The organism is Klebsiella sp. KP20-425-1, from assembly GCF_025813515.1.
Classification (GTDB): domain Bacteria; phylum Pseudomonadota; class Gammaproteobacteria; order Enterobacterales; family Enterobacteriaceae; genus Klebsiella; species Klebsiella pneumoniae.
This window is the reverse complement of sequence record NZ_CP109614.1, coordinates 1,395,322-1,413,113: the sequence shown is the minus strand read 5'-3', so window position 1 is coordinate 1,413,113 and position 17,792 is coordinate 1,395,322. Positions and strand designations below refer to the sequence as shown.

The window sequence follows — 17,792 nt, the reverse complement described above, 5'->3', positions numbered from 1 at the left end:
AACCAAATCCGCTGGGTGCAGAATTTGGTGGAGCTAAGCGGGATCGAACCGCTGACCTCTTGCATGCCATGCAAGCGCTCTCCCAGCTGAGCTATAGCCCCGTAACGTAAAGCGTGTCGTGTTGACGGGCGGCATAATATGAATTCCTCGCTCAGGTGTCAACGGCAAAATTATCCTTCCCGATTCAATCGCTGAAAAAGCAGGCAACTTGCTGACATTGCGAGCCTTATCGCAGTCAGAAGTTAAACAGGTCACCTTTTCACGTAAAAGGATGCTATAACATGGGCAGCTAATTCCCATACATTTACTCAGGAAATAGTATGCTCAAGGAACGAATGACACCTGAAGAAATTGCCCATCTAACCGGCTACAGTCGGCAAACTATCAATAAGTGGGTGCGGAAAGAAGGCTGGCAAACCTCTCCGCGACCTGGCGTCCAGGGCGGCAAAGCGCGCCTGGTCCATGTCAATGAGCAAGTCAGGGAGTTTATCCGCAGCGCCCAGCGCGTGGCGGAGACGCCCGGCATCTATTCTCCCCATGATAGCGATCTGGAATCGCTGCTGCTGACCCTCAGTAAAGAACTCACCCCCAGCGAGCAGAAGCAGCTTATGTCATTGTTGCTGCGCGAGGGGATCACCGGGTTACTGCTTCGGTTAGGGATCCGCGATCGGTAAACCATGATGAAACTGAAAGATAAAATGACGCCCGCAGAGCTTGCCGACTGCCTGGGGCTGGCCAGACAAACGATCAATCGCTGGGTTCGCGAGAAACAATGGCGCACCGAAGCAATACCCGGCGTTAAAGGGGGGCGAGCGCGACTGGTGGTTATCGACCAACCGGTACGCGAGTTTCTGACCAACATCCCTGCCAGACGCCATCTGCTTACCGACAATCATCTCGCGGAATCACCAGGTGCATACCTGGTCAATGAGGCAGACGCGATCTGGCGGCAAATCACGGAAACCCTACAGCTGATGACTCCGGCAGAACAGCTGCAGCTCCGCGATCTGCTGGCCCGGGAAGGGATTAGCGGTTTTCTTGCCCGCCTCGGCATCGCCAGTCCGGAATAACAGACAAAAAAAACGGCAGGGTAACCTGCCGTTGTTTCAGCTGCGTCGCCGTCAGGACGCCTGGCCTTCGCGTTCAGCGATAAAAGCCAGCGCTTTATTGATACGATCTACGCTACGGGATTTACCGATAGCATGGACAGTAACGTCTAGCGCAGGAGATTGCCCTGCCCCGGTAACCGCCACGCGCAGCGGCATACCGACTTTACCCATCCCCACCTCCAGCTCATCAGCAGTTGCCTGAATCGCGTGATGGACGTTTTCCGCCGTCCAGTCGCTAATCGCCGCCAGCTTATCGCGAACCACTTCCAGCGGCTGACGCGCCACTGGACGCAGATGTTTTTTCGCGGCGTCGGCATCGAATTCAGCGAACTCTTCATAGAAGTAGCGGCAGCTCTGGGCCATCTCTTTCAGCGTCTTGCAACGCTCGCCCAGCAGTTTCACCAGCTCAGCCAGCTGCGGGCCGTTGCGAGTGTCGATATTTTCCTGCTCGATATGCCACTGCAGATGCGTTGCCACATACTCCGCCGGCAGGGTATTGATATAGTGATGGTTTAACCACAGCAGTTTATCGGTGTTAAAGGCACTGGCGGATTTGCTCACCGCGCCCAGCGAGAAGAACTCAATCATCTCTTCGCGAGTGAAAATCTCCTGATCGCCATGAGACCAGCCCAGGCGCACCAGATAGTTGAGTAGCGCTTCCGGCAGGTAGCCGTCGTCGCGATACTGCATCACGCTCACTGCGCCGTGGCGCTTGGAAAGTTTTTTACCGTCATCGCCGTTGATCATCGACACGTGCGCATAAACCGGCACCGGCGCATTCAGCGCTTTGAGGATGTTGATCTGGCGCGGCGTGTTGTTGATATGATCTTCGCCGCGGATCACGTGAGTGATCGCCATATCCCAGTCATCTACCACCACGCAGAAGTTATAGGTCGGGGAACCATCGGTACGGCGAATGATCAGATCGTCCAGTTCCTGGTTGCTGAACTCGATAGGTCCGCGGATCTGATCGTCAAAAATAACCGAACCTTCCTGCGGGTTGGCGAAACGCACGACGCACGGCTCATCATCAGCATGGTGCTCGTGGCTATGGCGGCAGCGGCCATCGTAACGCGGCTTCTCACCCTTCGCCATCTGCTCTTCGCGCAGCGCTTCCAGACGTTCTTTCGAGCAATAGCATTTGTAAGCGGTACCGGCTTCCAGCATCTCATCGATTACGTTGTTATAACGATCGAAACGTTTGGTCTGGAAATAGGGGCCTTCGTCCCATTGCAGATTCAGCCAGTTCATGCCATCCATGATGGCTTCAATTGCTTCCGGGGTGGAGCGTTCAAGATCGGTGTCTTCAATACGCAGCACAAACTCACCGCCGTGGTTACGGGCAAAAAGCCAGGAATAGAGAGCAGTACGCGCACCGCCAACGTGCAGATAGCCGGTTGGGCTTGGCGCGAAGCGAGTTTTGATTTTCATGAATTGGCCTTACGTTTAATAAAGATGCCGATAGCCGGCAATGTCCGGTGGAAATTATGGGTCAATATTCTAACACCGTGGGCTGATTCCTCAATGTTGTTCCCATCGGAACGTCACGGTTTGCCATTTTTGTTTATAAATCATGCTATGGCGCCGGTTTCGCGATCGCTTTGTTTAATTTTACGACGAACGAACGAATTCTTTAGAAAAGGCGTTGACTCATTTTCAACTCTCCCTATAATGCGACTCCACACAGCGGGGGTGATTAGCTCAGCTGGGAGAGCACCTCCCTTACAAGGAGGGGGTCGGCGGTTCGATCCCGTCATCACCCACCACTACTTAACGTAGTCTCCGCCGTGTAGAACAGAAAATTGAGAAGTGGGTGATTAGCTCAGCTGGGAGAGCACCTCCCTTACAAGGAGGGGGTCGGCGGTTCGATCCCGTCATCACCCACCACTTTCTCGCCAGCTGGATTTTCTGTCAAAATGTGAAGTACCGAAGTGGGTGATTAGCTCAGCTGGGAGAGCACCTCCCTTACAAGGAGGGGGTCGGCGGTTCGATCCCGTCATCACCCACCACTTCGGGTCGTTAGCTCAGTTGGTAGAGCAGTTGACTTTTAATCAATTGGTCGCAGGTTCGAATCCTGCACGACCCACCAATGTAAAAAGGCGCCCTAAAGGCGCCTTTTTGCTATGCGCGGAACATGGCCCTGCCACGAGTCCCTCCGCAGCAATCTCCCCTGTCAGCGCTGATATAGCGGATCTTCAACCCTGGCGGCGGTTAAATTCTCCCCTTCTTCACGCACAATTTCCCATAACGCCTGAGCGGCGGTCGACAGCGAGCGATTTTTCCTGCATGCCAGCATCAGCTGCCGCTCCATCACCGGAGTCAGCCGTTTCACCGTCAGATGGCTCCCCTGCGGTAACGGTAGCGCCAGCGCCGGCAGAACGCTGATGCCAATTCCCGATTCTACCATCGGAAACAGCGTTGCCGGGTGGCCAATCTCCTGGACGATGTTCGCCCGGATAGCCAGCCTGCTGAGGGCCGCATCGATCAGCGGGCGGCTGCCGGACGCATAATCCTGCAGTATTAGCCTTTCATCCTGCAGCGCCTGCCACGGCACTTCTGTCAGGCTGGCAAAAGGATGATCCTCCCGGCAGAGCAGCAAAAATGGTTCCGCCAGAACCACTTCACACTGAAGGTCTGCCGCCGGGCCCGGATCAATCACGATGCCAAAATCCACTTCCCCCTGGCGGATACTCTCCAGCACCCACTGCTGGGGCCGATCGTGCAGCACAAAATCGATATCGGGATAACGACGATTGCTGTGAGCAATACACTGCGGAATAAGGTGGGCGGAAATCGTCTGACTGGCGGCGACCTTGACGGTGCCGCTCAGTTGCTGGCCAACCCGCCCGGCGTCGCGCAGGGTAATCGTCAACTCATCGAGCAAACGTTCCAGCCTGCCCGCCAGCTGCTGACCCGCCTCGGTGAGCACCACTTCGCGAGTAGTACGGTCGAGCAGACGGACGCCGGTCTGATGCTCCAGCTCCTTGACGCTATGGCTGACGGCCGACTGACTTAAGCCAATCATCTCCCCTGCCCGGCTGAAGCTTCTGGCCCGGGCGACGGTGACAAATACTTTTAACTGACGCAGAGAGTAATTCATCTTTTTTATTCATGAATAGATGCAATAAATCAATTTTATTTCTCAAATGAAAAAAAGCACAATAGCGCATCTCTTTTCAGGAGCGTTTATGAAACTTTTCCGTATTCTCGATCCGTTTACGGCAACGCTAATCACCGTTGTCCTGCTGGCCTCATTCTTCCCGGCCCGTGGCGCTTTCGTCCCCTTCTTTGAACATCTGACCACCGCCGCCATCGCGCTGCTGTTCTTTATGCATGGCGCTAAACTCTCCCGGGAGGCGATTATCGCCGGCGGCAGCCACTGGCGTTTGCATCTATGGGTGATGTGCAGCACCTTTATTCTCTTCCCGCTACTCGGGGTTCTGTTTGCCTGGTGGGCGCCGGTGAATGTCGATCCGATGCTCTACAGCGGCTTTATCTATCTGTGCATTCTGCCGGCCACCGTGCAATCCGCTATCGCCTTTACTTCGCTGGCCGGGGGCAACGTCGCGGCTGCGGTTTGCTCAGCCTCGGCCTCCAGCCTGCTGGGGATCTTTGTTTCCCCGCTACTGGTGGGGGTCCTGATGAACCTTCACGGCGCAGGCGGCAGTCTGGAGCAGGTCGGTAAAATTATGCTGCAGCTGCTGCTGCCTTTCGTGCTCGGTCACTTATCGCGGCCGTGGATTGGCGACTGGGTGGCGAAGCATAAGAAGTGGATTGGTAAGACCGACCAGACCTCGATTCTGCTGGTGGTTTACTCCGCCTTTAGCGAGGCGGTGGTGAATGGCATCTGGCATAAAGTCGGTCTGGGATCGCTGCTGTTTATCGTGGTGGTCAGCCTGGTGCTGCTGGCCATCGTCATCGCGGTCAACGTCTTTGTCGCCCGCCGCTGCGGCTTTAACAAAGCCGATGAGATTACCATCGTCTTCTGCGGTTCGAAAAAGAGCCTGGCCAACGGCATTCCGATGGCCAATATTCTCTTCCCGACCTCCATCCTCGGCATCATGGTGCTGCCGTTGATGATCTTCCACCAAATCCAGCTGATGGTCTGCGCGGTGCTGGCGCGGCGCTACAAGCAGCAAACCGATGCGCGTCTCGCTGAGGAAAAGGCCAACGCGGCCAAAGCCTAACGCGCTTTCTTCAGGGGCTGGACCAGATCGCTCAGCCCCTCAGTTTTAATCAGCAGGGTCAACGCCATCAGCTCGCCAAGATGCCCGGCAGGGAATTGATCCTTACGCGCGAACCACAATAAATACTCTTCCGGGACATCGATTAAGCGACGTCCCTTGTATTTACCGAACGGCATTTCGGTATTGGCTATCTCGACCAGCTGCGCTTTATCCACGTTATTCTCCCAGCAGACGCATCATTTCGGCTTCGTCAATCACCTCGATGCCCAGCTCCTGCGCTTTCGCCAGCTTAGACCCCGCCGCTTCGCCGGCAATCACCAGGTCGGTTTTCTTCGACACGCTGCCTGCCACCTTCGCCCCCAGCGCCACCAGACGCGCTTTGGCGTCATCGCGCGACAGCTGGCTGAGGCTGCCGGTAAGGACCACGGTTTTGCCTGCAAACGGGCTATCAATCTCTTCCGCCTTCACCACCACTGGCGCAGGCCAGCGAACCCCCTCCGCCAGCAGTTGCGCAATGACATCGCGGTTGCTCTCTTCGGCAAAGAAGTTGAAGGTATGGGTAGCGACGACGATGCCGACATCAGGGACTTTCTGTAGCTCCTCAATGGAAGCCTGCTCCAGGGCTTCGAGAGTGCCGAAATGCGCCGCCAGGCCCGCCGCCGTCGCTTCTCCTACCTCGCGAATACCTAAGGCGTAGAGGAAGCGTGCGAAGGTCGTCTCTTTGGCTTTCTCGAGGGCGTTGACTACGTTTTGCGCGGACTTCGGCCCCATCCGATCCAGCCCGGTCAGTTTCCCCGCCGTCAGCCGGAACAGATCCGCCGGGGTATGGACGTACTCTTTCTCCACCAGCTGGTCGATGATCTTGTCGCCCATGCCGTCAACGTCGAGCGCGCGACGGGAGACGAAGTGCTTGAGCGACTCTTTGCGCTGCGCGCCGCAGATCAGGCCGCCCGTACAGCGGGCTACCGCCTCGCCTTCCACCCGTTCAACGTCTGACTGACATACAGGACAGTGGGTCGGGAAGACGACATCCCGGGCATCCGCCGGACGCTCGGAAAGCACCACGTTAACCACCTGCGGGATCACATCGCCTGCCCGGCGAATCACCACCTTGTCGCCGATTTTCAAGCCTAAGCGTTCAATTTCATCGGCATTATGCAGGGTGGCATTGCTCACCAACACGCCGGCAACATGGACCGGCTCCAGACGCGCCACCGGCGTAATCGCCCCGGTGCGGCCCACCTGGAACTCCACGTCCCGGACGAAGGTCATCTGCTCCTGTGCCGGGAACTTAAAGGCCACGGCCCAGCGCGGCGCGCGGGCGACGAAACCCAGCTGTTCCTGCAGCGCCAGCGAATCGACTTTGATCACCACGCCATCAATGTCAAAGCCCAGGTGGGGACGCTCTTCCTCGACTTTACGATAGTAAGTAAGCACTTCCTCGGGGGTGTGGCACAGGGTGACGCGATCGCTCACCGGCAGCCCCCATGCTTTGAACTGCAGCAACCGAGCCGAGTGGCTGGCCGGCAGCTCGCCGCCCTCCAGCACGCCCACGCCGTAGCAGAAGAAAGTAAGCGGTCGCTTCGCAGTGATGCGCGGATCGAGCTGGCGCAACGAACCCGCAGCCGCATTACGCGGGTTAGCAAACACTTTCCCGCCGGTGCGGCGAGCTTCCTCATTGATTTTTTCAAACCCGGCCTGCGGGAGGAACACTTCCCCACGTACCTCAAGGCGTGCAGGAATATTCTCGCCATGCAGCTTGAGGGGGATGGCGCGAATAGTTCGCACGTTAGAGGTAATATCTTCGCCGGTGGTGCCGTCGCCGCGGGTTGCCGCCTGCACCAACACGCCGTTTTCATAGAGAATGCTCACCGCGAGGCCGTCGAGCTTAAGCTCGCAGCAGTAGGTAAGATGATCTGTGCTTTTCAGGCGATCCTGTACCCGCTTGTTGAAGGCGAGAAAGCTCTCTTCGTCAAACACGTTATCCAGCGACAGCATCGGCACTTCATGGCGGATCTGGCTAAAGGCGGTGAGTGGCGCCGCCCCCACCCTCTGTGTTGGCGAATCCGGGGTAATCAGCTCCGGGTGCTGGCTCTCCAGCTCGCGCAGCTTGCGCATCAGGCGGTCATATTCCGCATCCGGCACTTCCGGCGCGTCCATAACGTGGTACAGATATTCATGATGGCGAAGCGTGGTTCGCAGTTCAGTCAGTTGTTGTTCGATTGGTTCCATATCACACCATCAATGATAAAAAACCCCCGACAGGCGGGGGTTGAGAAAGGATTGAGTTAACGCGGAACGTCAGGCGTTCGCGTCTTTCACTTCGCGAATACGATCCTGGTATTCACGCAGTTTTTGCGGCGTCATCATGCGACGCTGATCGTCAAGCACCACGCCGCCCACTTCGTCAGCGATATACTGCGCAGACTGCAGCATCAGCTTGAAGTTCTGCAGTTCATCGCCGTAGGAAGGGACCTGCATAAAGATAGTCACCCCAGGGGTCATCATATCCGCCATGCTGTCCGGATTGAAGGTTCCCGGTTTCACCATGTTGGCCAGACTGAACAACACCGGACCGCTGCCGTCCGGACTTAGGTGGCGGTGGAAAATATTCATTTCACCAAACTTAAAGCCGGCCTGCTGGATACTGTTGATCAGCACTTCACCGTTAAGCTGGGCGCCATGATGCGCGGCGACGTTCATCACAATGACCGTCTCTTTGCGCTCTTTCGGCTGCGGCGCGGCGGGCTGCTGCGGCTCTACCGGCTGCGGTTCCGCGACGGCGGGCTGCGACGCGGCAACAGGCTGTGGCGCAGGCTGCTGCGGGGCGGCTGGCTGCGGCTGAGCGACGGTCGGCGTCACCGGTTGCGGCGCGACAGGCTGCTGCACAACAGGCTGCGGCTGGTGTTGCGGTTGTACGGGCGGCTGCGCAGGTTGCGGCTGTTGCCAGCCAGTCTGCGGAGCCGCATGCGGCGCAGGCTGTTGCTGCGGTGGAACCGGGGCCTGGCGCGGCGGCTGCGGCGGCTGGCGAACCGGTTCTTCAGGACGCGCAGGCTGCTGCATCTGGCGCTCGTAAGGCGGCTGGTACTGGTGCTGCGGCGCCTGACGAGGGGCTTCATGCTCCCCATGCGCGCCGTGCGGGGCGTGAGTCACCGGATGAACGCGGACTTCTCCTACGCCTTCAACATTATCATCAAAGTCGTCGTTTTCCGACTCATCGTCGCGCGACTTCATACGTTTCAGTGGGCGATCGCGAAACATCGAAGAACGTTCTTTACGGCTGGTCCAGAAACCATGTACCAGTAAAGCGATTATGGCGATCGCGCCAACAATGATTAATATCAGACGCAAATCCTGCATCATTATATTCTCTGTTGTTCTAACACCTTGCCACCACGGCAAACATTTACTCACTAAGAGTATTTGCCGATTACCTCAAGTGCAAGTGCGTCGGTCGCTTTCACCACATAAAGATGAACTAAATCGTGCTTTTTGCTGTTTTTTCGAACATTTCCTAACTGGTTATTGTCTGACGACCCGATAAAATAAGCGAGCATTCACACCGGATGTTAAAAAAGGAGCAATGCCTGGCTATGGTTTCATCATCCGCACCGACCCCGCGCAGCGGCGTTTATTATTTTTCGCAGGGCTGGAAACTCATCGGGCTGCCGGGCATACGGCGTTATGTCTTCCTGCCTTTACTGGTTAACGTGCTGCTGATGGGCGCTGCCTTCTGGTGGCTGTTTACCCGTCTCGGCAGCTGGATCCCCTCGCTGATGAGCCATGTGCCGGACTGGCTGCAGTGGCTAAACTACCTGCTGTGGCCGGTGGTAGTGCTCTCAATCCTGCTGGTGTTTGGCTACTTCTTTTCGACGATCGCCAACTGGATAGCCGCGCCGTTCAGCGGCCTGCTGGCGGAACAGCTGGAAGCGCGCCTGACCGGCGCTACCCCGCCGGACGTCGGCGTCTTTGGCATCATGAAAGATATTCCGCGGATTATGAAGCGTGAGTGGCAGAAGCTGGCCTGGTATCTGCCGCGCGCCATCGTGCTGTTGCTGCTCTACTTTATTCCCGGCGTTGGCCAGACGGTAGCCCCGGTACTCTGGTTCCTGTTCAGCGCATGGATGCTGGCGATTCAATACTGTGATTATCCCTTTGATAATCACAAGGTTCCCTTCAAAACCATGCGCGAAGCGCTGCGCAGTCGCAAAGTGATGAATATGCAGTTTGGGGCGCTCACCAGCCTGTTCACAATGATCCCGGTGTTAAACCTGGTGATCCTCCCGGTGGCTATCTGCGGCGCCACCGCCATGTGGGTCGATTGCTATCGCGATAGACACGCCAGCTGGAAATAGCGGTAACACCTTCACTTGGGGGCGGCAAAGGCCGCTCCCTTATATCGCGCTTATTCCTTCTTGCTTATCATTATTTCCCTTCCGCATATAGATATGCTAAATCCTTACTTCCGCATATTCTTTAAGCGGGTATGCTGATGCCGTACCCCCAAATTTCATACAGTTAAGGACGGGCCATGAGTAAGATTTTTGAAGACAACTCCCTGACTATCGGTCATACGCCGCTGGTACGACTGAACCGCATCGGTAATGGCCGTATCCTGGCAAAGGTAGAATCTCGTAACCCGAGCTTTAGCGTAAAATGCCGTATCGGCGCCAATATGATCTGGGATGCTGAAAAGCGCGGCGTTCTGAAACCTGGCGTGGAACTGGTCGAGCCGACCAGCGGCAACACCGGTATCGCCCTCGCCTACGTGGCGGCGGCCCGCGGCTACAAACTGACGCTAACCATGCCGGAAACCATGAGCATCGAGCGTCGTAAGCTGCTGAAAGCCCTGGGCGCCAACCTGGTGCTGACCGAAGGCGCCAAAGGCATGAAAGGCGCTATCCAGAAAGCGGAAGAGATTGTCGCCAGCAACCCGGAACAATTCCTGCTGCTGCAGCAGTTCAGCAACCCGGCTAACCCGGAAATCCACGAGAAGACTACCGGCCCGGAAATCTGGGAAGATACCGATGGTCAGGTGGATGTGTTTATCTCCGGCGTAGGTACCGGCGGAACGCTGACCGGCGTCAGCCGCTATATCAAAAACACCAAAGGTAAAAAAGATCTGATCACCGTCGCTGTTGAACCGACCGATTCCCCGGTGATCGCCCAGGCGCTGGCGGGGGAAGAGCTCAAGCCGGGTCCGCACAAAATTCAGGGTATCGGCGCCGGCTTCATTCCTGGCAACCTGGATCTGAAGCTGGTCGACAAAGTGATCGGCATTACCAACGAGGAAGCTATCTCCACGGCGCGCCGCCTGATGGAAGAAGAAGGCATCCTGGCGGGTATCTCTTCCGGGGCCGCCGTTGCAGCCGCGCTGAAGCTGCAGGAAGATGAGGCCTTTACCAATAAGAATATTGTGGTTATCCTGCCTTCCTCAGGTGAGCGTTATTTAAGCACCGCGCTGTTCGCCGATCTCTTCACTGAGAAAGAGCTGCAACAGTAGTGCCAGCTTGTAAATAATGTGTAAAAAAGCACCTTTTCGGGTGCTTTTTTGTGGCACACGTCAAAGTTTTACCCCTCCTGGCATTGATTCACCTCGTAGGGTCTGGTATTTAACCAGCACATTTATTTTGATGCGCGAAATTATTCAGAAGAGGATTTCCGCCAGCTGAATCGATTTTATGATTTGGTTCAAGTCTTCCTTTCGCGGCATAATGTTTAATGACGTGCTAGACGTCAATGGCCCGCAGGTCTTCGCAGCGCCAGGCGCTGCCGACGCCAAGGCCGGAAACGTAACGCCGGCGCTAACAATACAGGCTAAAGTCGAGTCGTTAGACTAGACTTTAGGTCCACAACACTAAACCTATAAGTTGGGGAAATATAATGTTCCAGCAAGAAGTTACCATTACCGCTCCGAACGGTCTGCACACCCGCCCTGCTGCTCAGTTTGTTAAAGAAGCTAAAGGCTTCACTTCTGAGATCACTGTAACCTCCAACGGCAAAAGCGCCAGCGCCAAAAGCCTGTTCAAACTGCAGACTCTGGGCCTGACCCAGGGCACCGTAGTGACCCTCTCCGCTGAAGGCGAAGATGAGCAGAAAGCTGTTGAGCATCTGGTTAAACTGATGGCTGAACTCGAGTAAGTTCACGGGTTCTTTTTCATATCAGTCACAAGTAAGGTAGGGTTATGATTTCAGGCATTTTAGCATCCCCGGGTATCGCCTTCGGCAAAGCATTGCTGCTGAAGGAAGATGAAATTGTCATCGACCGGAAGAAAATTTCTGCCGATAAGGTTGATCAGGAAGTCGAACGTTTCCTGAGCGGCCGCGCCAAGGCCTCCGCCCAGCTGGAGGTCATCAAAACCAAAGCTGGTGAAACTTTCGGTGAAGAAAAAGAAGCCATCTTCGAAGGGCATATTATGCTGCTGGAAGATGAGGAGCTTGAGCAGGAAATCATAGCCCTGATTAAAGATAAGCACATGACTGCCGACGCGGCAGCCAATGAAGTTATCGACGGTCAGGCCACTGCCCTGGAAGAGCTGGATGATGAATACCTGAAAGAACGTGCGGCTGACGTACGTGATATCGGTAAGCGCCTGCTGCGCAACATCCTTGGTCTGGCAATCATCGATCTGAGTGCGATTCAGGATGAAGTCATCCTCGTCGCCGCCGATCTGACCCCGTCTGAAACCGCACAGCTGAACCTGAAAAAAGTGCTGGGTTTCATCACCGATGCGGGCGGTCGTACCTCCCACACCTCTATCATGGCGCGTTCCCTGGAATTGCCGGCCATCGTGGGCACCGGCAGCATCACGGCGCAGGTGAAAAACGGCGACTATCTGATTCTCGACGCGGTGAACAACCAGGTTCTGATCAACCCGTCTAACGAGCAAATTGAAGCGCTGCGTAGTCTGCAGGCTCAGGTTGCGGAAGAAAAAGCCGAACTGGCGAAACTGAAAGATCTGCCGGCGATTACCCTCGACGGCCATCAGGTTGAAGTCTGCGCCAACATTGGTACCGTTCGCGATGTCGAAGGTGCTGAGCGCAACGGCGCCGAAGGCGTAGGTCTGTATCGTACCGAATTCCTGTTCATGGACCGTGACGCGCTGCCAACTGAGGAAGAACAGTTTGCGGCCTATAAAGCGGTGGCTGAGGCCTGTGGCTCTCAGGCCGTTATCGTCCGTACCATGGATATCGGCGGCGACAAAGAGCTGCCGTACATGAACTTCCCGAAAGAAGAGAACCCGTTCCTCGGCTGGCGTGCCGTGCGTATCGCGATGGATCGTAAAGAGATCCTGCGCGACCAGGTTCGCGCCATCCTGCGTGCCTCCGCTTTCGGTAAGCTGCGCATTATGTTCCCGATGATCATCTCTGTTGAAGAAGTGCGTGCGCTGAAGAAAGAGATCGAAATCTACAAACAGGAACTGCGTGACGAAGGTAAAGCATTTGACGAATCCATTGAGATCGGCGTGATGGTGGAAACACCGGCTGCGGCGACTATTGCTCGTCATCTGGCCAAAGAAGTTGATTTCTTTAGTATCGGCACCAATGATTTAACGCAATATACTCTGGCAGTTGACCGTGGTAATGATATGATTTCACATCTTTACCAGCCGATGTCACCGTCTGTACTGAATCTGATTAAGCAAGTTATTGATGCTTCTCACGCTGAAGGTAAATGGACTGGCATGTGCGGTGAGCTTGCGGGCGATGAACGTGCTACACTTCTGTTGCTGGGTATGGGGCTGGACGAATTCTCTATGAGCGCCATTTCCATCCCGCGCATCAAGAAGATTATTCGTAATACGAACTTCGAAGATGCGAAAGTATTAGCAGAGCAGGCTCTTGCTCAACCGACAACGGACGAGTTAATGACGCTGGTTAACAAGTTCATTGAAGAAAAAACAATCTGCTAATCCACGAGATGCGCGGCCCAAATTACTGCTTAGGAGAAGATCATGGGTTTGTTTGATAAATTGAAATCTCTGGTTTCTGATGACAAGAAAGACACCGGAACTATTGAGATTGTTGCTCCCCTCTCCGGTGAGATCGTCAACATTGAAGACGTGCCGGATGTGGTTTTTGCGGAAAAAATTGTGGGCGATGGGATTGCCATCAAACCGACTGGCAACAAAATGGTCGCGCCGGTAGACGGTACCATTGGTAAAATTTTCGAAACCAACCACGCGTTCTCTATTGAATCTGATAGCGGCATCGAGCTGTTCGTTCACTTCGGTATTGATACCGTTGAACTGAAAGGCGAAGGCTTCAAGCGTATCGCGGAAGAAGGTCAGCGCGTGAAAGTCGGCGATCCGGTTATCGAATTTGATCTGCCGCTGCTGGAAGAGAAAGCCAAGTCGACTCTGACGCCGGTGGTTATCTCCAACATGGACGAGATCAAAGAGCTGATCAAACTGTCCGGTAGCGTGACCGTGGGTGAAACCCCGGTAATCCGCATCAAGAAGTAATGCTTGCTGCATAAAAATGGCGCCGAAAGGCGCCATTTTTTTTTATACCGCGCAGGTTACCGGTCGATAGCACTTCTCGCGAGACAAGACGCGCAATCCCTCCGGGGTGCTCTCCAGAATTCGCCGCTCGCTGTCAGCGACCAGCAGTTCGCACTGATATCCACCGGCCAGGCCGAACAGCGACCGCGCCACGCAGGCATCCTCCAGCGCCGCCTCACCTGTCGTATCAAAATGACCAACAATGCGTCCCTGCTGGCGGATCACTAACCGATAGCTTTTCATCTGCTTTGCTCCAGCGGCGGTAGGATCAATTCGTCACAACCCTGGGCGGCAGTCCAGTTCATCACCTCCAGCACGCGCTGGGCAGCAGCCTGCGTCGCTGCCCCCAGCGCCAGGCCGGAAAGCAACCCGCTCACCAGCTCCGCGCAGAACAGATCGCCGGTTCCTTTTAAGTCTGTCTCCACCCGCGGGTGAACCACCACTTCCACTGCATCGGCCGTCACCACCAGCACATTGATCGTCGAATCGGCCTCTCCCGGCGCGCTGGTGATCACCACCCATTTGAGGGTGTCCGACAGCAGGCTTCGCGCCGCGGCGACCGCCTCCTGCCGATCGCGACAGCGCTGGCCGCTCAGCGTCTCCAGTTCGAACAGATTGGGGGTGATCCCTTGCGCCAGCGGCAGCAGGTGCTGACGATAGGCGTCCGGGATCTCAGCCTTGACATAGATGCCGCTGTCGACATCGCCGATGACCGGATCCACCAGAATGCATAACCCGGGATGGCGGGCCCGTACGCGCGTCAGCCACTGCGCCAGGCGTTCGATTTGCACAGCGCTGCCCATATAGCCGGTGGTGACCGCACGCAGTTCGCGCAGCGCGTCGCGCTCCTCCAGCGCCTGCAGATACCCGACAAACCACTCTTCCGGAATAATGCCGCCATAGAACGTCTCATAATGGGGCGTATTACTGAACAGCACCGTCGGCACCGCCAGCACGCGCAGACCATGCTGTTTAATCGCCGGAACCGCGATGCTGTTGCCGACGCTGCCATAGACTACCTGCGACTGCACGGCGACGATATCCACTTCCGACGCCCGGCTTTTGTCGTGAAAGAGCACTGATTGTATATCATCCTGCTGGCCCATCTTTTCTCCCCCCGCTGGACAGCGGGTCACGCACTGATTATGATTCGTCCTATGCTAAATTCCATTTTGTCATAGGTCAATAATGTTAGCCGGAAAAACCGCCAGCGAAATCTTCGATAACATCCGCCATCTGGTGCAGAGCGGCGGGTTGCAGCCCGGAGAGGTTCTGCCGCCGGTACGTGAGCTCGCCAGCCAGCTTGCAGTGAATCGCAACACTGTCGCCGCCGCCTATAAACGGCTGGTGACCTCCGGGCTGGCCGTCAGTCAGGGACGCAACGGTACAGCCATTAAAGCGCGGGACACACTGCCGGCGCTGGAGGGTGGTGACCCAACGACCCCGCTGAACGATATCTCCAGCGGCAATCCGGATCCGGCCAGACTGCCTGATTTACCCCGCTATCTGGGCCAGATTGCCCGCACGCCCCGCCTGTATGGCGATGCGCCCATCGAGCCGCGGCTTGGCCAATGGGCCGAGGCGTGGTTTGCCAGAGAGATAGCCGTTCCCTTTGCGGTGAATCTCGCCAGCGGGGCGATAGACGCCCTGGAGCGCCTGCTGTGCGCTCTGCTGCTCCCCGGCGACGGCGTTGTGGTGGAAGATCCCTGTTTTCTCAGCAGCATCAATATGGTGCGTTACGCCGGTTTTACCCCCTGCCCGGTGGCGGTGGATGCCGAAGGGATGGATCCTGACGGCCTGGAGGAGGCGTTACGCAACGGCGCACGGGCGGTGATCTTAACCCCGCGCGCGCATAATCCTACCGGCTGTAGCCTGACGGAAACCCGGGCGCATGCCCTGCGGGAGGTGCTAGCCCGCTATCCGCAGGTACTGGCGATTGTTGATGACCATTTTGCCCTGCTGTCGGCCACGCCATGGCACTCCCCTCTTCCTGCAAGCACCCAACGCTGGGCGCTGGTGCGCTCGATGTCAAAAACCCTCGGACCAGACCTACGGCTGGCCTTTATCGCCAGCGATGCCGCTACTTCAGCGGCGCTGCGCCTGCGGCTTAACGCCGGCAGCCAGTGGGTCAGCCATCTGCTGCAGGACCTGACGCTGGCCTGCCTGACCGACGAGGCGTTTATCGCCTCGATGACGGAGACCCGTCGTCACTATCGCCAGCAGAATGAGAAACTGGCGGCGGCGCTGGCCCGGCACGGCTTCAGCCATGCTACGCCAGGGGATGGCCTCAATTTCTGGCTGCCGCTGACAGCGGCGAGCCAGCCCTACGCCTTACGCCTGGCCCGCGCCGGCTGGCTGGTCCGGGAGGGAGAGGTGTTTGGCATCCGGACGCCCTCCCACGGGCTACGCCTGTCGCTGGGCCGTCTGAGTGACGCTGAGATTTCCCGCCTGGCGGCCGATATTGCGCAGGCCTTAGACGCCCCCTGACGCAGGCAGTCCACCGAACGTATCGGGGAGTGATGGCAGCTGCCGACAAATTAATGAAAAATAAACGACAGCAGGCTAGTCTTACCTGCATGCCCTGATCGCCGAGGCGGACAAATCGCTCACAACAAGGAGCACCAGAGATGCATCACGCTGACCCGGCACTGAAAGCGGTCATTGAAGCCTGCGATCGCGCTATCTCGCAGGAAGATTACGATACCCTGATGAGTTATTACGCAGAAGACGCCGCGCTGGTCGTCAAACCGGGCATGGTGGTCAGAGGGAAAGAGAATATCCGCAAAGCCTTTATCGCCATTGCCGACTATTTCCAGCACCGACTGGTGGTGACTCAGGGGAAAATGGAGGTTATTGAAGGCGGCGGCAATGCGCTGGTGATTATGGAGACCCGGCTGGATATCCCGACGGCGGACGGGATATCCCAGGTTACGCGACGCGCCACCTATGTCTTTCAGAAGCAGGGCGAACGCTGGCTGTGCACCGTCGATAACTCCTACGGCACCGACCTGCTTGATGATTAAATGCCCGCCCCCTGGCTAAAGTGTTCTTCGCCGAACACGCCGGTGGAAAGGTAACGATCGCCGCGATCGCAGACAATCGCCACCACCACCGCGCCAGGATTTTCGCGGGCTATGCGTAACGCGCCCGCTACCGCACCGCCCGAACTGACGCCGCAGAAAATGCCTTCCCGCACCGCCAGCTGACGCATGGTGTTCTCGGCATCCTGCTGATGAATATCCAGCACCGTATCCACCAGAGAAGCGTTAAAGATCCCCGGCATATACTCTGCCGGCCAGCGGCGGATCCCGGGAATACTGCTCCCCTCCTCCGGCTGCAGGCCAACAATGGTCACCGGTTTACTCTGTTCACGCAGAAAACGTGACACGCCGGTAATGGTGCCGGTGGTCCCCATACTGGAGACAAAGTGGGTGATACGCCCCGCGGTCTGCTGCCAGATTTCCGGGCCGGTGGTGGTGTAGTGGGCGTAGGGGTTATCCGGGTTGTTAAACTGATCGAGCAGTTTGCCTTCTCCGCGCTGGGCCATTTCCAGAGCCAGGTCGCGGGCCCCCTCCATCCCTTGCTCTTTGCTGACCAGGATAAGCTCGGCGCCGTAAGCGCGCATCGCGGCCCGACGCTCCTGGCTCATGTTGTCGGGCATCAGCAGCTTCATCCGGTAGCCTTTCAGCGCGGCGATCATCGCCAGCGCAATACCGGTGTTGCCGCTGGTCGCTTCGATCAGCACGTCGCCGGGCTGAATTTCGCCGCGCTTTTCCGCTTCGACGATCATCGACAGCGCGGCGCGATCTTTCACCGAGCCGGCCGGATTATTGCCTTCGAGTTTGACCCACACTTCGCTGCCGTTGTCCGGTCCCAGACGCTGAAGTTTGACCAGTGGGGTATTGCCGATGGTTTGTTCGAGTGTATTCACGATTTTTACTCAATAAAAAAGCCGGGCGGCGCTTCGCTTACCCGGCCTGGCAGACGCGTGA

The 17,792-nt window shown here is 56.7% G+C and carries 18 protein-coding genes and 5 tRNA genes; 14 read left to right on the top strand and 9 right to left on the bottom strand.

Annotated elements, in window-relative coordinates:
- Positions 1 to 25: 25 nt before the first annotated feature.
- A tRNA-Ala gene (locus OHJ17_RS06985) sits at positions 26 to 101 on the bottom strand.
- 219 nt (positions 102 to 320) lie between these two features.
- Between OHJ17_RS06985 and OHJ17_RS06980 the strand changes: the two genes are divergently transcribed.
- Both OHJ17_RS06980 and OHJ17_RS06975 read left to right on the top strand, forming a co-directional pair.
- A complete protein-coding gene (locus OHJ17_RS06980; protein WP_002913434.1) occupies positions 321 to 674 on the top strand; it encodes a MerR family transcriptional regulator in 354 nt (117 codons plus the stop codon).
- Between the two features lie 3 nt (positions 675 to 677).
- A complete protein-coding gene (locus tag OHJ17_RS06975; RefSeq protein ID WP_002913435.1) occupies positions 678 to 1,070 on the top strand; it encodes a MerR family transcriptional regulator in 393 nt (130 codons plus the stop codon).
- A 51-nt stretch (positions 1,071 to 1,121) separates the two neighbouring features.
- Here the strand turns inward: OHJ17_RS06975 and gltX are convergent, their stop codons facing one another.
- Positions 1,122 to 2,540 (bottom strand): glutamate--tRNA ligase, encoded by a 1,419-nt coding sequence (gltX, locus tag OHJ17_RS06970; protein ID WP_004145598.1) that lies wholly within the window; start codon positions 2,538 to 2,540, stop codon positions 1,122 to 1,124.
- A gap of 259 nt (positions 2,541 to 2,799) precedes the next feature.
- Between gltX and OHJ17_RS06965 the strand changes: the two genes are divergently transcribed.
- The 4 genes from OHJ17_RS06965 to OHJ17_RS06950 all read left to right on the top strand — a co-directional run bounded on the left by OHJ17_RS06965 (position 2,800) and on the right by OHJ17_RS06950 (position 3,198).
- A tRNA-Val gene (locus OHJ17_RS06965) sits at positions 2,800 to 2,875 on the top strand.
- 45 nt (positions 2,876 to 2,920) lie between these two features.
- A tRNA-Val gene (locus OHJ17_RS06960) sits at positions 2,921 to 2,996 on the top strand.
- A gap of 46 nt (positions 2,997 to 3,042) precedes the next feature.
- Positions 3,043 to 3,118: transfer RNA gene (locus OHJ17_RS06955), tRNA-Val, on the top strand.
- Between the two features lie 4 nt (positions 3,119 to 3,122).
- Positions 3,123 to 3,198, top strand: a tRNA-Lys gene (locus OHJ17_RS06950).
- 84 nt (positions 3,199 to 3,282) lie between these two features.
- Here the strand turns inward: OHJ17_RS06950 and OHJ17_RS06945 are convergent.
- Positions 3,283 to 4,209, bottom strand: coding sequence for a LysR family transcriptional regulator (locus tag OHJ17_RS06945; protein WP_002913438.1), 927 nt, complete (start codon positions 4,207 to 4,209; stop codon positions 3,283 to 3,285).
- A gap of 88 nt (positions 4,210 to 4,297) precedes the next feature.
- Between OHJ17_RS06945 and OHJ17_RS06940 the strand changes: the two genes are divergently transcribed.
- Entirely contained in the window at positions 4,298 to 5,296 is a 999-nt protein-coding gene (locus tag OHJ17_RS06940; RefSeq protein ID WP_002913439.1) for a bile acid:sodium symporter family protein, read from the top strand.
- Here OHJ17_RS06940 and OHJ17_RS06935 read toward each other — a convergent pair.
- From OHJ17_RS06935 to zipA, 3 genes are all read right to left on the bottom strand, one after another.
- Complete coding sequence (locus OHJ17_RS06935; RefSeq protein WP_002913440.1) at positions 5,293 to 5,511, bottom strand: DUF3820 family protein; 219 nt, start codon at positions 5,509 to 5,511, stop codon at positions 5,293 to 5,295. The genes OHJ17_RS06940 and OHJ17_RS06935 overlap by 4 nt on opposite strands.
- A gap of 1 nt (position 5,512) precedes the next feature.
- Positions 5,513 to 7,528: an NAD-dependent DNA ligase LigA gene (gene ligA, locus OHJ17_RS06930; RefSeq protein WP_004180820.1), complete on the bottom strand. Its 2,016-nt coding sequence runs from the start codon at positions 7,526 to 7,528 to the stop codon at positions 5,513 to 5,515.
- A 69-nt stretch (positions 7,529 to 7,597) separates the two neighbouring features.
- Positions 7,598 to 8,659 carry a cell division protein ZipA gene (gene zipA, locus OHJ17_RS06925; protein WP_004180822.1) on the bottom strand — a complete coding sequence of 354 codons (1,062 nt, stop codon included), beginning with the start codon at positions 8,657 to 8,659 and terminating at the stop codon, positions 7,598 to 7,600.
- 230 nt (positions 8,660 to 8,889) lie between these two features.
- Between zipA and cysZ the strand changes: the two genes are divergently transcribed.
- The 5 genes from cysZ (at position 8,890) to crr (ending at position 13,761) form a co-directional block, all read left to right on the top strand.
- Positions 8,890 to 9,651 carry a sulfate transporter CysZ gene (gene cysZ, locus OHJ17_RS06920; RefSeq protein ID WP_004174922.1) on the top strand — a complete coding sequence of 254 codons (762 nt, stop codon included), beginning with the start codon at positions 8,890 to 8,892 and terminating at the stop codon, positions 9,649 to 9,651.
- Positions 9,652 to 9,827: 176 nt separating this feature from the next.
- A complete protein-coding gene (gene cysK, locus OHJ17_RS06915) occupies positions 9,828 to 10,799 on the top strand; it encodes a cysteine synthase A (protein ID WP_002913498.1) in 972 nt (323 codons plus the stop codon).
- A 380-nt stretch (positions 10,800 to 11,179) separates the two neighbouring features.
- The gene (gene ptsH / locus OHJ17_RS06910) at positions 11,180 to 11,437 is read left to right on the top strand and encodes a phosphocarrier protein Hpr (RefSeq protein WP_002913505.1); all 258 of its coding nucleotides are present in this window, start codon (positions 11,180 to 11,182) and stop codon (positions 11,435 to 11,437) included.
- A 44-nt stretch (positions 11,438 to 11,481) separates the two neighbouring features.
- Positions 11,482 to 13,209: a phosphoenolpyruvate-protein phosphotransferase PtsI gene (gene ptsI, locus OHJ17_RS06905; RefSeq protein ID WP_002913506.1), complete on the top strand. Its 1,728-nt coding sequence runs from the start codon at positions 11,482 to 11,484 to the stop codon at positions 13,207 to 13,209.
- Positions 13,210 to 13,251: 42 nt separating this feature from the next.
- Positions 13,252 to 13,761, top strand: a complete 510-nt coding sequence (gene crr, locus OHJ17_RS06900) for a PTS glucose transporter subunit IIA (protein ID WP_000522253.1) — start codon at positions 13,252 to 13,254, stop codon at positions 13,759 to 13,761.
- A gap of 42 nt (positions 13,762 to 13,803) precedes the next feature.
- Here crr and OHJ17_RS06895 read toward each other — a convergent pair whose 3' ends face one another.
- Positions 13,804 to 14,043, bottom strand: coding sequence for a hypothetical protein (locus OHJ17_RS06895; protein ID WP_002913605.1), 240 nt, complete (start codon positions 14,041 to 14,043; stop codon positions 13,804 to 13,806).
- Entirely contained in the window at positions 14,040 to 14,906 is an 867-nt protein-coding gene (pdxK, locus tag OHJ17_RS06890; protein WP_004174917.1) for a pyridoxine/pyridoxal/pyridoxamine kinase, read from the bottom strand. The genes OHJ17_RS06895 and pdxK overlap by 4 nt, the downstream gene beginning before the upstream one ends.
- An 82-nt stretch (positions 14,907 to 14,988) precedes the next feature.
- On the opposite strand from pdxK, the gene ptsJ reads away from it, so the two are divergent.
- Positions 14,989 to 16,287 (top strand): MocR-like B6 salvage transcription factor PtsJ, encoded by a 1,299-nt coding sequence (gene ptsJ, locus OHJ17_RS06885; protein ID WP_016947274.1) that lies wholly within the window; start codon positions 14,989 to 14,991, stop codon positions 16,285 to 16,287.
- A gap of 140 nt (positions 16,288 to 16,427) precedes the next feature.
- Entirely contained in the window at positions 16,428 to 16,823 is a 396-nt protein-coding gene (locus OHJ17_RS06880; RefSeq protein WP_004174913.1) for a YybH family protein, read from the top strand.
- Here OHJ17_RS06880 and cysM read toward each other — a convergent pair.
- Positions 16,820 to 17,731, bottom strand: coding sequence for a cysteine synthase CysM (gene cysM / locus OHJ17_RS06875; protein ID WP_004145610.1), 912 nt, complete (start codon positions 17,729 to 17,731; stop codon positions 16,820 to 16,822). The genes OHJ17_RS06880 and cysM overlap by 4 nt on opposite strands.
- Positions 17,732 to 17,792: the final 61 nt, after the last annotated feature.